Here is a 12,630-nt window from a genome sequence, read left to right as displayed (position 1 = left end):
GATGCGCAGCCTTCTATCCATCGGCCTGTTGCTGGCCCTGTCCGCTGCGCCCGCCCAAGCGCAAAGCTGGTCGCGCAGCTGGATGGCCGCGCCCTTGGTGTCCCGCACGCCACCGGAAAAGCGCCCCGACCTTGGCAATCGCACATTGCGGCAGGTGGTGCGCATATCAACCGGAGGGACGCGTATCCGTCTGCGCCTCTCAAACGAGATGTCGACCCAGCCCCTGCTGCTCGGCGCGGTCCATGTCGCGCTGGCCGGCGACAATGGCGAAACGCTGCCCGGCACCGACCATGTCGTGACCTTCAATCAGGCCCAGGGCGCGACCATCCCCGCCCGCGCGCCGCTGCTAAGCGACCCGATCGCGATGCCGGTCAAGCCGCTGACCCGCCTCACCATCAGCATTCACCTGCCCCGGGGCGCGCCGGACGCCACCGTGCACAGCTATTCGGCCGCCACCGGCTGGACCGCGCCGGGCGACCAGACCGCCGCGCCGCGCATGACTGACACGACAACGCTCGGCCCGCGCGTCATCATTGCCGGCGTGGAGGTCGAAAACCGAAAACCCGCCCGCACCATCGTCACCCTGGGCGATTCCATCACCGACGGGGTGCGCGCCACGCCCGACAGCAATCGCCGCTGGCCCGACCTGCTGGCCGAACGCCTGCAAAAGGCTGGCATGACGCTGACCGGTGTCGCCAATGCCGGCATCAGCGCCAACCGCCTGCTATCCGAAGCCGATGGGTATAACGCCCTTGCGCGCTTCGACAGCGATGTGCTGGCGGTACCGGGCGTCAGCCATGTCATCATCCTGGAAGGCGTCAATGATCTGGGCGCGGCCGCGCGCGAACAACGCCCCATGCTGCCGCCTGCGACCATCATCGGCGCCTATCGGCAGATGATCGCGCGCGCCCATGGTCGCGGCGTGAAGGTGATCCTGGCCACCATCCTGCCCTATAAGGGCGCTGGCTATTGGAGCGAACAGGGGGAGGCTACGCGCGTCGCCGTCAATGACTGGATCCGCACCACCACTGAAGCGGATGGCCATGTCGATCTCGCCAAGGCGGTCGCCGATCCGGCCGACCCCGCGCGCATGGCCAAGCCCTATGATGTGGGCGACGCGCTGCATCCCAATGATGCGGGCTTTGCCGTCATGGCCGACGCCATCGACCTGGCCCTGCTGTGATGATCGCATCGCTGTTGGTGATGGCGATGGCGGCATCCAGCGCGCCGGTTGCGCCAAAACCGCTCTATCGCGACCCGGTGCATGACGGCGCGGCGGACGCATCGACCGTCTACGACAAGGCGGCGGGCGAATGGGTGATGTTCTACACCAATCGCCGCGCCGACCTGCCCCGCGCCGACGAAAAGGATGTGCGCTGGGTGCATGGCACCGCGATCGGCACCGCGCGGTCGAAGGACGGCGCGCAGTGGCGGTACAGCGGCACGGCCGATATTCCCCAAGGCTGCACCGGTCCCACCTTGTGGGCGCCCGAAGTGCAATGGCTGGCGGGCCAGTGGCATATGTGGCTGACGGTCGTGCCCGGCGTCTTTCGCGACTGGAATGCGCCGCGCTACATCGTCCATCTGACCAGCCCCGATCTTGCGTCATGGACTTGCGGCGACCGGCTCGATCTCGGGTCGGACCGCGTCATCGACGCCAGCGTGCTGGCGCTGGGCCAGAGCCACTACCGCCTCTTTTTCAATGATGAGCGGCAGAACAAGGCGATCGTCACCGCCGACAGCCCGGACCTTGTCCACTGGACGGTCGGGAAGCGGCTGACGCAGACGCCGGGCGAAGGCCCCAAGGCCTTTCGCTGGAAGGGGCGCACCTGGCTCATTTCCGACGCGTGGAAAGGGCTGCTGGTCATGCGATCCGACGATAGCGGCGACAATTGGATCACGCAGCCCGGCCATATTCTAGGCACGTCTGGCCGCCACCCCACTGATCGCGCAAAGGGCCAGCATCCCGACATCGTTGTTGCCGGCGACCGGGCCTATATTCTCTATTTCGTCCATCAGGATGGCGAGGATGAGGCGAAGGCCGACCCTGAATGGCATCGCCGATCCGTTATTCAGATTGCCGAACTCCAGGAAAAGAGCGGTATCATCAGCGTCGATCGCAACGCCCCCGTCACGATCCGCCTGACCCCCTGATCAGGGCCGATTTTCCTTTGCCTGTAAAATGGCTAAGGATCGGTCACGATGCAGAGAAACGACCGCAAGCCGCCCACGATCAAGGATGTCGCCGCCCGTGCCGGCGTATCGGTCATGACCGCATCGCGCGCCATAAACGGCAAGGCGCTGGTCAGTCCCAGCGCGCGGCAGGCCGTGGCGCGCGCGGTGGAGGCGCTGGGCTATGTTCCCAATGCGTCCGCGCGCGCATTGGCAGGCAGCGCCGACCGGCGCGTCGCCCTGCTCCACAGCAACAGCACCACATCGGCCTATCTTGGCGAATTGCTGCTCGGCGCTCTGGCTGAAGCGCCCCAGCGTCACCTGCATCTGGTGGTCGAACAATGTGCGCCCGGCGCCTCCGCGCAGGAGGTGGTCGATCAGGTCGCGCAGGCGCATGTGGCCGGTGTCATCCTGCCCCCGCCGCTGTGCGACTGGTCGGAACTGGTCGATCTCCTGACCCAGCGCGACATCGCCGTCGTGGCGATCGCGCCCGACAGAGACGGCCCGGACCGGCTGTCGGTCGGCACGGACGATAGACATGCCGCCTATGATCTTGCCCGCCACCTGATCGACCTTGGCCACCGCCGCATCGGCTTTATCGAGGGCAATCCGCGTCACCGCGCCAGCGCCCGGCGGCTACAAGGGTTTCGCGACTGCCTGGCGGATCATGGCATCGCGGTCGATGACGCGCTGGTGGCGGCGGGCGACTTTTCCTTCCGCTCGGGATTGGACGCGGCCGAACTATTGCTCGGCCTTGCAACGCCACCGACCGCGATTTTCGCCTGTAATGATGATATGGCGGCGGCCGCCATCACCGTCGCGCATCAGCGCCGGCTGAACGTGCCTGGTGACATCAGCATCTGCGGTTTCGACGACACGCCGCTCGCCAGCGCCATCTGGCCCGCGCTGACCACCATTCGCCAGCCCATCCGCGACATGAGCCGCGAAGCGATCGGTCTCCTCGCCATGCGGTTCCGCAGCCAGGACGAAGGCAGCGCGGGCAGCATCGCCGCTGTGAAACTCGACTATCAGCTCATCCGCCGCCAGTCCGACGCCGTGCCCGCCCGGCATTGACCCCGGCTCACAGGAACCCTTCCTGACGCAACCATGCTTCGCACAGGCGCGGCCATAGCGACACCGGCAAGTCGGGCGTATCGAGCGCAAAGCCATGCGGCGCGTCGGCAAAGACATGCAACTCCGCGCGTCCGCCCGCATCGCGCCATGCCCCTGCCAGCCGATGGGCATTGTCCACCGGCACCACCGGATCATTGCCGGCATAGACGATGAAGGCGGGCGGGGGACCGGCCAGCAACTGCGCGTCGGGCTGCAATGCATCATACAGCGCCTGCTTTTCCACCGGCGGCAGCGGCGGCTTGTCGGCGATGATCGTCCGCCCGCGGGCATTGGTGGAAATGGGCGCATAGCCGATCACCATGATGTCCGGCCGCTGTGGTGTCCCTGTCCCCCATTCGGCAGGATAGGCGGCCGCCAGGCAGGCGGCGAGATGACCACCCGACGAAAGGCCGACGACGCCCAGCCCCCGATCGGCAAGGCCGCTGCGACGGATCATCGCCATCGCCGCCATTGCGTCGTCCAGCGGGGCCGCCGGCCCGGTCCCGGCATGGGGAAAGCGGTGGATCAGAACGAAGGCATGATAGCCAAGGCCATTCAGCCAGCGCGCGACCTGCACGCCCTCCCGTCCTGCCATCAGCGCGGTGTACCCGCCACCGCCCAGCACCAGCATCGCCCGACCATTGGGGTGTTCAGGTGCATAGCCCAGCAGCACCGGTCGTTCGACGGCGCTGACGACGGCGGCCTCGGGCGCTGCGGCGTCATCCTCCAGCGTGAATGCGCCGCTGGCCGCCCCGTGCAGCGGCCAGATCAGATCAGCAGCCAGCATCGCGCGCTTCCATCGGGCAGCCATGGGTGGGATAGGCCTCGCCATCCAATTCCACCGCTTCGCGCACCACCTCCAGCCGGTCGCCCGCGTCACGCATTTCATAGAATTTCGCCAAGGCGCGCTTGAACGGGCGGTGCAGCACCAGCATCAGCCGCCCATCGAATGCGCGAAACAGCATGCCATGCCCGCTGTCCCGCTCGATCAGCGGCCCCAATTGCTCCCACGGCCCCGCCAGTGTCCCGCTGGTCGATCGCGCCTGCGCCTGGACATAACCGTCCTTGCCCCAGCTCGACCAGAGCATCAGCAGCGTGCCAGTCTTCGTGCGGAACAACTCCGGCCCGTCGGTGACATAGCCGGTATCGCCTTCGGGCTGCGTCTGCCCCACCACCCAGTCGGCGGCGTCGGCCCGGAACAGGACGCGCGGCTTGCCGGCGGGCGACAGATCGTCCTTCAGCGGCAGCGCCTCCATCGTGCCGACCCTCAGTTGCAGCCATTCATGCGCATAAACCATCCAGGGCTTGCCCGCCGCATCAATATGCAGCGTGCCGTCCAGCGTCATGGCATCCACCGGCGTCGGCGGCTCTCCGCGATTGATAAGGACATAAGGCCCCTCAATCCGGTCGGCCACCGCCAGCAGGGTCGCGCGCCGGTAAAGCGGGCGTTTGGACTTGGCCGGCAGGGCCGCTTTTTCATTGTGAAAGGTCGCGAACAGATACCAGCGACCCTTCCAGCGATGCACTTCGGGCGCCCAGCCGCCATCATCGGCCCAGCTGCCCTGCGGCAGGGCGAATACCAGCCTGGGCCTTTGCCAATGGGCCAGGTCGCCGCTGGCATAGGCCATGATGCCGACCCGCCGATCGCCCGTGACCGCCGGGTCATTCTTCGAAAACAGCCAGTAGGTCCGGTTCGCGTCGTCCGCCACCACCCAGGGGTCGTGAATGCGCAGGTGCGACGTCAGCAATGGCGCGTCGGCCGCCGCGGGCGCGGCAAGGCCCAGCAGCAGGGCGGCGACGAGCGTCCAGCGCATCACATCGCCAGCCTGTTGCCATAGCCGATGATGATCGTCGCCAGGATCAGCAGGCCAACGCCGCTCCACACCATGCGCCGCACGGCGGGCGCCGCGTCCTTCCACTCGCGAAAGGCAAAGCCCCAGCAGGTGCCGAAGATGATGATCGACGCCATGTGCAGCGTCCAGCTGGAAAAGCCGAAGCGACCCATCTGGCTTTCGCCCATGGTGTAGAAGAAGAACTGGAAATACCAGGCCGTGCCGGCGAGCGCACAGAGCAGGAAATTGGGGAGCAATGCGGGGCGTTGACCCGACGCATCCGCCGCACCAACCCATTGGCCTGCCGACTTGTTCTTCCTGATGAGCCAGGCGCACCAGAGTGCATTGGTGATCAGGCCGCCGAACATGACGATGCAGAGCGTCGGCAGGCCGACCCACAGCGGTCCGGTGCCCGCCGCACGGCTGAGTTCATTCACCGGCTGCCCGGCTGCAAGTCCGAAGGCAAAGCAACTGGACATGATGCCGGAGAAGATGGCGACCGCGATGCCCTTCTTGAAATCGAACTCTGCGACGGCTGCGGCCTTCTGATCGGCCGATAACGCTGCATCCTTGCGCGCGCCGGCCATAGCGACGACGACGATGCCCAATATCGTGACGGCAAGGCCGAGCAGCACGATCTGACCGTGTAGCGTGCCGGCAATCTCCGTTATGAACGTGCCCTCGACGATGGGGGGGATCAATGTGCCGAACACTGTGCACAGGCCCAGCACCACCGCCATGCCGAGCGATAGGCCGAGATACCGCATGGTAAGGCCATAGGTGAGGCCGCCAAAGCCCCAGAGGAAGCCGAAGAACACACACCAGCCAACCACGGACGAAGGCACCTGGGCCATCACACCCATCAGGTCGCTGGTCTGGATCGAGGCGAAGAACCAGGGCGCGATCACCCAGGAAAACAGGCCCCCCGTCAGCCAGAATATCTCCCAGTTCCAACGCTTTACGCCGCGATAAGGCACGTAGAAGCTGGCCGAAGCGAGACCGCCCAACCAGTGGAAGAGGACACCGAGCAGTGGATTTCCGATCATAGGTCAAGTTCCAGGCGATAAAGGCGATTGGCGTTGTCGCCGAACAGTGCGCGGCGGTCGGCTTCCGGAAAATCCGCGACGATGGCGTGATAGGCTTCCATATAGCGGTCGATGGGCGAGAACAGTTTGTCGGTCGGCATATCGCTGGCGAACATGCACCGTTCGACGCCGAATAGGTCGATTGTCTCGCGCACCAGATGCCCGATCGTCTCGCGGCTCCAGTCGCGCCGGATGAAGCCCATGCCCGACAGCTTGACCGCGACATGGGGCAGGCGGCTGAGCGCCTTCATGCCCGCGCGCCAATCCGACAGTCCATCAGGGTCGGTAAGGACCGGCATGCCCATATGGTTGATGATGACGGGAATGTCGGGATGCCGCTCGATCAGCGGGACGAGGCCCGGCATCTGCCCCGGATAGCATTGCAGGTCGAACGACAGGCCATATTTGGCGAGCAGCGCATAGCCCGCCTGCCACTGCGGATCGACGGTCAGGTCGACCGGGCCATAGGTCCGCTGCGGGTCGGCATGCCAGTTGACGATATGGCGGATGCCCCTGACGCGCGGATGTGTGGCCTGCGCGGCCAGCAGCGCGTCGACGTCCGGATCGTTGAGCGCGGCAAAGGCGACGATGCCGGTCGGCAGGCCTTCGATCCGGGCGAGGCCGTCCAGCCACTGCGTCTCGCGCAGCGCGCTGTCCGCCGCCGCGCCCGCATCGACATGCACCGCGCCCACGACATTCCAGCGGGCCAGGTCGGCGCGATATTGGGCGACGCCATAATCCTGCGCGATCGCCTCGACACTGCCGTTCGGCCCCTCGTCGGAAAAGGGCGGGCTCAGCCAGTCATAGCGTATGTGGTTCAGGTCCCACAGATGGATATGCGCATCGACAAAGGGGATCATGAACCTCTCCCGTCATGGACATCCGGCGCTCCGGCTCTTCCGGCCGGTCGCGCCGCGTGGCTTTGCAATTCAGAAGGTCGTGCGCCCGCCCGACGTGTCGAAGGTCGACGCCGTGGTGAAGCTGCATTCCTCGCTGGCCATGAAGCAGACCATGGCGGCCGATTCCTCGACCAAGCCAAGGCGTCCCATCGGGATTTTCGATCGCATATAATCGACTTGGCTTTGCGGCAGCTGGTCAAGGATCGGGCTTTCGAAGGTCGCGGGGGTCAGCGCATTGGCGATCACGCCCTTGCCCGCCAGTTCCTTGCCCAGGCTCTTGGTGAAGCCGATCACGCCCGCCTTGCTCGCGCTATAGGCGCTGGCGTTGGGATTGCCCTCCTTGCCCGCGACCGAGGCGAGGTTCACGATCCGGCCATAGCCATTTTCGAGCATGAACGGCACGACTTCCCGGTTGCAATAGAACAGGCCGTTGAGGTTGATGTCGATCACCCGCTGGAAACTATCGACCGGAAATTCCCAGACAGGTACGGTTGCCCCCGTGATCCCGGCCGAACAAATGAGGATATCCACCTTGCCCAAGGCTGCTGCGCTGTCCTTGGCGGCGGCCGCGACGGCGGCATGGTCTGACACATCCAGCGCGACCACATGGGTCGCGTCGATCTCCGCCTGCGTCGCCGCCAGCGCATCGCCGTTCAGGTCCCACAGCGCTACCGCGCCGCCTTCGGCAATGATGCGCGCGGCGACCTGTTTGCCCAGCCCCGACGCGCCCCCGGTGACGATGGCGCAGCGGCCTGCATAACGTCCGGCAAAAACGCTCATCCGAACACCTCGTCGCCCAGGTGGCGCCATTCCGACACCTGCTGGCGCTGCGTGCCCAGCTTCTCGATGCCCAGTTCCATGACGTCGCCGGCCTTGAGGTAGATGGCTTGCGGCTTCTTGCCCTCGCCCACCCCCGGCGGCGTGCCGGTGATCATCAGGTCGCCGGGATAAAGGGTGATATATTCGCTGACATAGGAGATCAGCTGCGCGACATTGAAGATCATCGTCTTCGTATTGCCGGTCTGCATCCGTGTCCCATTGACGTTCAGATGCATGTCCAGATCCTGCGGATCGCCCACTTCGTCGGGCGTCACCAGCCAGGGGCCGACCGGGCAGAAAGTATCGTGGCCCTTGCCCTTGGACCATTGCGTGCCGCGCTGCTTCTGGTTGAAGCGCTCCGACACGTCGTTGACCAGGACATAGCCCGCGACTTTGGACAGCGCCTCATCTTCGCTGACGAAGCGGCAGGTTTCGCCGATCACCACGCCCAGTTCGACTTCCCAGTCGCCGTGGGTGCTGTTCTTCGGCAGCACGACTTCGTCATTGGGGCCGTTGAGCGAGGATAGCGCCTTCATGAACATCATCGGCTCGGTCGGGATCGGCAGGTTCGATTCGATCGCATGGTCCTCATAATTGAGGCCGATGGCGACGATCTTGCCGATGCCCTTGACCGGCACGCCATAGCGCGGTTCGCCCTCGACCAGCGGCAGCGACGCGACATCCGCGCCCTTCGCGGCGGCCAGCGCTTCGATCGTCAGTTCGGGCACCACGCCCGACAGGTCGCGGATCTTGCCATCGGCATCGATGATACCGGGCTTTTCCTGGCCACGCTGGCCAAAACGGCAGAATTTCATGGGGTCAGTCTCTCTTCTGTCGGATCAATGGGTGTAAGGGCGATGCATCGCGATGTCGGGGTTGAGGTCGACGCCAAAGCCCGGCTTGTCGAGCGCGCTCACCTTCATCCGGCCATTGTCCGGCACGGGCTCGCCCAGCAATTGGGGGTGGAACATCGGCACAACCTCGGTCGGTCCAGGATGCATCATCAGGAACTCGGCGAAGGGCGAATTATGCCGGGTAATGACGAAGTGATAGCTGTAGACGGACGATCCGTGCGGCACGACCATCTTGCCATGGGCGTCGGCCAGCGCGCTGATCTTTAGCAATTCGGTCACGCCGCCGCACCAGCCGACGTCGGGCTGGATGATGTCGCAGCAGTCCATCTCCATCAGCATGCGAAAGCCCCAGCGGGTCGCTTCATGCTCGCCAGTGGTGACCAGCATGCCCTTGGGCACGTTGCGCTTGAGCTGCTGGTAGCCCCAATAATCGTCCGGGCTGATCGCCTCTTCGATCCATTTGAGGCCAAAGTCATGGGCGGCGATGGCAAGGCGGGTCGCATAGTCGACGTCCAGCGCCATCCAGCAATCCCACATCAACCAGAAATCATCGCCGACCTTCGAGCGCATGTCGGCCAGTTCGGCGATGTTTTTCTTCAAGCCCTCAACGCCTTCGGCCGGGCCATGGTGCAATGGCATCTTGCCGCCGATGAAGCCGAATTCCTTCGCCTTGTCCGGCCGTGCGCCGGTGGCGTAGAATTGCAGTTCGTCGCGCACCGCGCCGCCCAGCAGATGATAGACCGGCTCCTGCCGCAGCTTGCCCAGCAAATCCCACAGCGCCAGGTCGACGCCGGAGATGGCGTTCACCACCAGCCCCTTGCGGCCGTAATATTGGGTCGAGAAATACATCTGATCCCAGATCTTCTCGTAATCGGTAGGCGCGCGCCCCTCCAGGAAGCGGGCGAGATGCTTTTCGACGATATAGGCGGCCGGCTCGCCCCCGGTGGTGACAGCGAAGCCGACGGTGCCGTCCTCCGCCTCGATTTCCACCACCAGCGTGCCCAGCACATTGATGCCGAAGCTCTGGCGCGACTGGCGATAGTCGGGATAGCGCGACATGGGCGTCGCGATATGATCGTCGATCCAGTGGCCCTCGCCCTGGTCATGATAATCCGCGCCGCCGCCGCGTACGGTAAAGGCCCGGACATGTTTGATCTTTGGCAAGCTCACGATCGGCACGCAGTCACTCCTTGAACCCCAATTGAACCCGACCCGCTGCCCGATCGTCCGGGCCAGTGCGGCAATTCATTGCAAATACGGGCGAACTCGCCCCAATCTGGACGAGCATGAGGGTCTGGCGCGATCGAGAAGAATCATGTCGGCCCCTCCTTCACCCTTGTTTTTCTCATTTTGTGGGATAGAGTGTTAGTAGATGAGACAAAATTCGTCAAACCCTGAATCGGGACAAAAGACGGGAGGGCAAAAGGGCATGGCGGACGGCAGCGAAAAGGCCGAACCGGCGCGCGCTTCGGGATCGCAAACGCTGCAACGCGGGCTCGACCTGCTGGACCAGGTGATCGACGGTCCGGTCAGGCTCGCCGACCTGTCCGAGCGCATGGGCCTCACCCGCTCGACCACGCATCGGCTCGCCAATGCGCTGGTTGATCGCGGCTTCCTCACCTTCCTGCCGCGCGAAGGCTATCAACTGGGGCCAAAGCTGTTGCAGCTCGGCTTCCTCGCGCAAAGCCAGACCGACGTGGTGCAGATCGCCCGCCCTCATCTCGAAGCGCTTGCCGCCGCGAGCGAGGATGTCGTGCATCTCGGCCGGCTCGACAGCGACCATGCCCTCTATCTCGACAAGATACCCGGCCGCCGCCGGGTCGAAATCTCCAGTCGTATCGGCGATCGCCAGCCGCTCACCTCCACCGGCCTTGGCAAGGCGCTGCTGCTCGATGACCCGGAAGCCAATTGGAGACGCCTGTTCGACGCCGATCAGGCGGCCGGCACGCATCCGATCGACTATGACCTGTGGGTCGAACGCATGCGCGGCTATGCCGCCGCCGGCCGCGCCTTCGACCTGGAGGAAAATGAGGATCAGATACGCTGCGTCGCCGCCCCCATCCGCGATGCGTCCGGCGCGATCGTCGCCGCCATCAGCCTGTCGAGCGCGGCGCAATATATGGACGACGCGCGGATGGACATGCTGACCGAAGATGTCCGCGCCACCGCGCAGAAAGTCAGTGCCGACCTGGGCTGGACCCCCGGCGTCAAATCCCCCCGCCGCCCGGTGCGGCGCTAACAGTCAAGGAAACGCCCCCATGAAGCTGCTTGAAGGCAAGACCGTCCTCGTCACCGGCGCATCGACCGGCATCGGCCGCGCCGCCGCCATCGGCGCTGCGCAGCATGGTGCCGATGTCGCGATCAACTACGCGCATAGCGACGGTCCCGCGCAAAGCTGCGTTGCAGAGATCGAGGCGCTGGGCCAGCGCGCCATCGCGGTGAAGGGCGATGTCGCCGATCCGCAGACCGCGCAGGACTTCGTGGCGAAGGCCGTCGAAACCTTCGGCAAGGTGGACGTGATGGTCAGCAACGCCGGCATCTGCCCCTTCCACGCCTTTCTCGACATGCCGGTCGATGTGGTGGAACGCACGTTCAAGGTGAACCTGCATGGCGCCTATTTCATGGTGCAGGCGGCTGCGCAGCAGATGGTCAGGCAAGGGCATGGCGGTTCGATCGTCGCCGTGTCGTCCATCTCGGCGCTGGTCGGCGGCGAATATCAGACCCACTATACCCCGACCAAGGCGGGCGTGCACTCGCTGATGCAGTCCACGGCGATCGCGCTCGGCAAGCATGGCATTCGCTGCAACAGCGTCCTGCCCGGCACCATCCTCACCGAAATCAACAAGGACGACCTCGCCGACCAGGAAAAGCGGGAATATATGGAAGCCCGCACCCCACTCGGTCGTCTCGGCGCACCCGAAGACCTGGCCGGACCGATCGTCTTCCTCGCCTCCGACATGGCCGCTTATGTCACCGGCGCTGCGCTGCTGGTCGACGGCGGCATGTATGTGAATTTGCAGTAACCTTCATCGGTGGAAAAGATCGCAGCATGAGGATTGCCCAGAAAGCCGTCATCGCCTTCGCGGCCCTGCTGGCGCCCCTGCCCGCGCAGGCCGCGCGGCCGGGCGACACCATCCTGATCGCCGGTGATTCGACGGCCTCCGCCTACACAGGCGATCGCTATCCGCAGACCGGCTGGGGCCAGATGCTGCAATGCGGCCTGGCGCCCGACGTGCGGGTGCTCAACCATGCGATGGGCGGCCGCTCCACCCGCACCTTCCTTGGCGAAGGACGATGGCAGGCGCTGCTGGCCGACATGATGCCGGGCGACACGGTGCTCATTCAGTTCGGCCATAATGACGCCTATCGCGCCAAGCCCGAGCGTTGGGCGCCGGCCCGTACCGAGTATCGCGACAATCTGCTGCGCTTCATCTGGGACGTGCGCATCGCGGGTGGCCATCCGGTGCTCCTCACGCCCGTCGCGCGCCGCAGTTTCGGGGCGGACGGTCGGGCCAAGGCGGATTTCGCCGACTATAGCGCGGTGGTGCGCGAACTGGCGGCCAGCACCGACACGCCGCTCATTGATCTGGAATCGCTTTCGCGCGCCTGGGTGAACCGCGCCGGGCGCGACGGATCGAAAGCCTATTATCTTCACTACAGCCCGCAGGACCACGCCCCCGGCTTCCCCAAGGGCGTCGATGACGACACGCATTTCAGCGAGCTGGGTGCGCGGCAAGTCGCCAATCTCGTCGCCGGCGGCCTCAAGGCGCTGAACCTGTCCATCTCGGCCAAGGTGCTTGCGCCGCGTCCCGCGCTGACCCGCACCACCCCGCTCGGCAGCACGGAGTGCCAGTGA

General features: G+C 65.1%; 13 protein-coding genes. 6 read left to right on the top strand and 7 right to left on the bottom strand.

Translation table 11 applies throughout. The annotated features are described in order from the left end of the window. The first annotated feature begins 1 nt into the window (after position 1). The 3 genes from SKA58_RS01210 to SKA58_RS01200 are packed head-to-tail and all read left to right on the top strand — an operon-like array spanning position 2 to position 3,246. Positions 2-1,183, top strand: a complete 1,182-nt coding sequence (locus SKA58_RS01210; protein WP_009820509.1) for an SGNH/GDSL hydrolase family protein — start codon at positions 2-4, stop codon at positions 1,181-1,183. After that, positions 1,183-2,154: a family 43 glycosylhydrolase gene (locus SKA58_RS01205; RefSeq protein WP_009820508.1), complete on the top strand. Its 972-nt coding sequence runs from the start codon at positions 1,183-1,185 to the stop codon at positions 2,152-2,154. Before SKA58_RS01210 ends, SKA58_RS01205 begins: the two co-directional genes overlap by 1 nt. A gap of 48 nt (positions 2,155-2,202) precedes the next feature. After that, positions 2,203-3,246, top strand: a complete 1,044-nt coding sequence (locus SKA58_RS01200; protein WP_009820507.1) for a LacI family DNA-binding transcriptional regulator — start codon at positions 2,203-2,205, stop codon at positions 3,244-3,246. 7 nt (positions 3,247-3,253) lie between these two features. Here the strand turns inward: SKA58_RS01200 and SKA58_RS01195 are convergent, their stop codons facing one another. The 7 genes from SKA58_RS01195 to rhmD all read right to left on the bottom strand — a co-directional run bounded on the left by SKA58_RS01195 (position 3,254) and on the right by rhmD (position 9,944). After that, the gene (locus tag SKA58_RS01195; protein WP_037541989.1) at positions 3,254-4,072 is read right to left on the bottom strand and encodes an alpha/beta hydrolase; all 819 of its coding nucleotides are present in this window, start codon (positions 4,070-4,072) and stop codon (positions 3,254-3,256) included. Beyond that, on the bottom strand, positions 4,059-5,099 hold the full coding sequence (locus SKA58_RS01190; RefSeq protein ID WP_009820505.1) for a glycoside hydrolase family 43 protein: 1,041 nt from the start codon (positions 5,097-5,099) through the stop codon (positions 4,059-4,061). The genes SKA58_RS01195 and SKA58_RS01190 overlap by 14 nt, the downstream gene beginning before the upstream one ends. Then, entirely contained in the window at positions 5,099-6,163 is a 1,065-nt protein-coding gene (rhaT, locus tag SKA58_RS01185) for an L-rhamnose/proton symporter RhaT (RefSeq protein WP_009820504.1), read from the bottom strand. The genes SKA58_RS01190 and rhaT overlap by 1 nt, the downstream gene beginning before the upstream one ends. Next, entirely contained in the window at positions 6,160-7,062 is a 903-nt protein-coding gene (locus tag SKA58_RS01180; RefSeq protein ID WP_009820503.1) for an amidohydrolase family protein, read from the bottom strand. Before SKA58_RS01180 ends, rhaT begins: the two co-directional genes overlap by 4 nt. Before the next feature lie 69 nt (positions 7,063-7,131). Next, complete coding sequence (locus tag SKA58_RS01175) at positions 7,132-7,881, bottom strand: SDR family NAD(P)-dependent oxidoreductase (protein WP_009820502.1); 750 nt, start codon at positions 7,879-7,881, stop codon at positions 7,132-7,134. After that, positions 7,878-8,735, bottom strand: a complete 858-nt coding sequence (locus SKA58_RS01170) for a fumarylacetoacetate hydrolase family protein (protein ID WP_009820501.1) — start codon at positions 8,733-8,735, stop codon at positions 7,878-7,880. The genes SKA58_RS01175 and SKA58_RS01170 overlap by 4 nt, the downstream gene beginning before the upstream one ends. 24 nt (positions 8,736-8,759) lie before the next feature. Then, on the bottom strand, positions 8,760-9,944 hold the full coding sequence (gene rhmD / locus SKA58_RS01165; RefSeq protein ID WP_037542401.1) for an L-rhamnonate dehydratase: 1,185 nt from the start codon (positions 9,942-9,944) through the stop codon (positions 8,760-8,762). Positions 9,945-10,146: 202 nt separating this feature from the next. On the opposite strand from rhmD, the gene SKA58_RS01160 reads away from it, so the two are divergent. Genes SKA58_RS01160 through SKA58_RS01150 form a run of 3 tightly spaced genes read left to right on the top strand, consistent with a single transcriptional unit; the run spans position 10,147 to position 12,630 of the window. Further along, positions 10,147-11,013, top strand: a complete 867-nt coding sequence (locus tag SKA58_RS01160) for an IclR family transcriptional regulator (protein WP_037541985.1) — start codon at positions 10,147-10,149, stop codon at positions 11,011-11,013. Positions 11,014-11,032: 19 nt separating this feature from the next. Next, positions 11,033-11,797 (top strand): SDR family NAD(P)-dependent oxidoreductase, encoded by a 765-nt coding sequence (locus SKA58_RS01155; RefSeq protein ID WP_009820498.1) that lies wholly within the window; start codon positions 11,033-11,035, stop codon positions 11,795-11,797. A 26-nt stretch (positions 11,798-11,823) separates the two neighbouring features. Continuing rightward, on the top strand, positions 11,824-12,630 hold the full coding sequence (locus tag SKA58_RS01150; RefSeq protein WP_009820497.1) for a rhamnogalacturonan acetylesterase: 807 nt from the start codon (positions 11,824-11,826) through the stop codon (positions 12,628-12,630).

The sequence above is a fragment of the Sphingomonas sp. SKA58 genome, assembly GCF_000153545.1.
Taxonomy (GTDB): domain Bacteria; phylum Pseudomonadota; class Alphaproteobacteria; order Sphingomonadales; family Sphingomonadaceae; genus Sphingobium; species Sphingobium soli.
The sequence above is the reverse complement of the archived record's forward strand: the minus strand, read 5'-3'. Positions and strand labels throughout refer to the sequence as shown.

Coding starts and splice junctions, on each gene's coding strand:
- SKA58_RS01210 (WP_009820509.1), top strand. CDS start 2: ATGCGCAGCCTTCTATCCATCGGCCTGTTGCTGGCCCTGTCCGCTGCG.
- SKA58_RS01205 (WP_009820508.1), top strand. CDS start 1,183: ATGATCGCATCGCTGTTGGTGATGGCGATGGCGGCATCCAGCGCGCCG.
- SKA58_RS01200 (WP_009820507.1), top strand. CDS start 2,203: ATGCAGAGAAACGACCGCAAGCCGCCCACGATCAAGGATGTCGCCGCC.
- SKA58_RS01195 (WP_037541989.1), bottom strand. CDS start 4,072: ATGCTGGCTGCTGATCTGATCTGGCCGCTGCACGGGGCGGCCAGCGGC.
- SKA58_RS01190 (WP_009820505.1), bottom strand. CDS start 5,099: ATGCGCTGGACGCTCGTCGCCGCCCTGCTGCTGGGCCTTGCCGCGCCC.
- rhaT (WP_009820504.1), bottom strand. CDS start 6,163: ATGATCGGAAATCCACTGCTCGGTGTCCTCTTCCACTGGTTGGGCGGT.
- SKA58_RS01180 (WP_009820503.1), bottom strand. CDS start 7,062: ATGATCCCCTTTGTCGATGCGCATATCCATCTGTGGGACCTGAACCAC.
- SKA58_RS01175 (WP_009820502.1), bottom strand. CDS start 7,881: ATGAGCGTTTTTGCCGGACGTTATGCAGGCCGCTGCGCCATCGTCACC.
- SKA58_RS01170 (WP_009820501.1), bottom strand. CDS start 8,735: ATGAAATTCTGCCGTTTTGGCCAGCGTGGCCAGGAAAAGCCCGGTATC.
- SKA58_RS01160 (WP_037541985.1), top strand. CDS start 10,147: ATGAGACAAAATTCGTCAAACCCTGAATCGGGACAAAAGACGGGAGGG.
- SKA58_RS01155 (WP_009820498.1), top strand. CDS start 11,033: ATGAAGCTGCTTGAAGGCAAGACCGTCCTCGTCACCGGCGCATCGACC.
- SKA58_RS01150 (WP_009820497.1), top strand. CDS start 11,824: ATGAGGATTGCCCAGAAAGCCGTCATCGCCTTCGCGGCCCTGCTGGCG.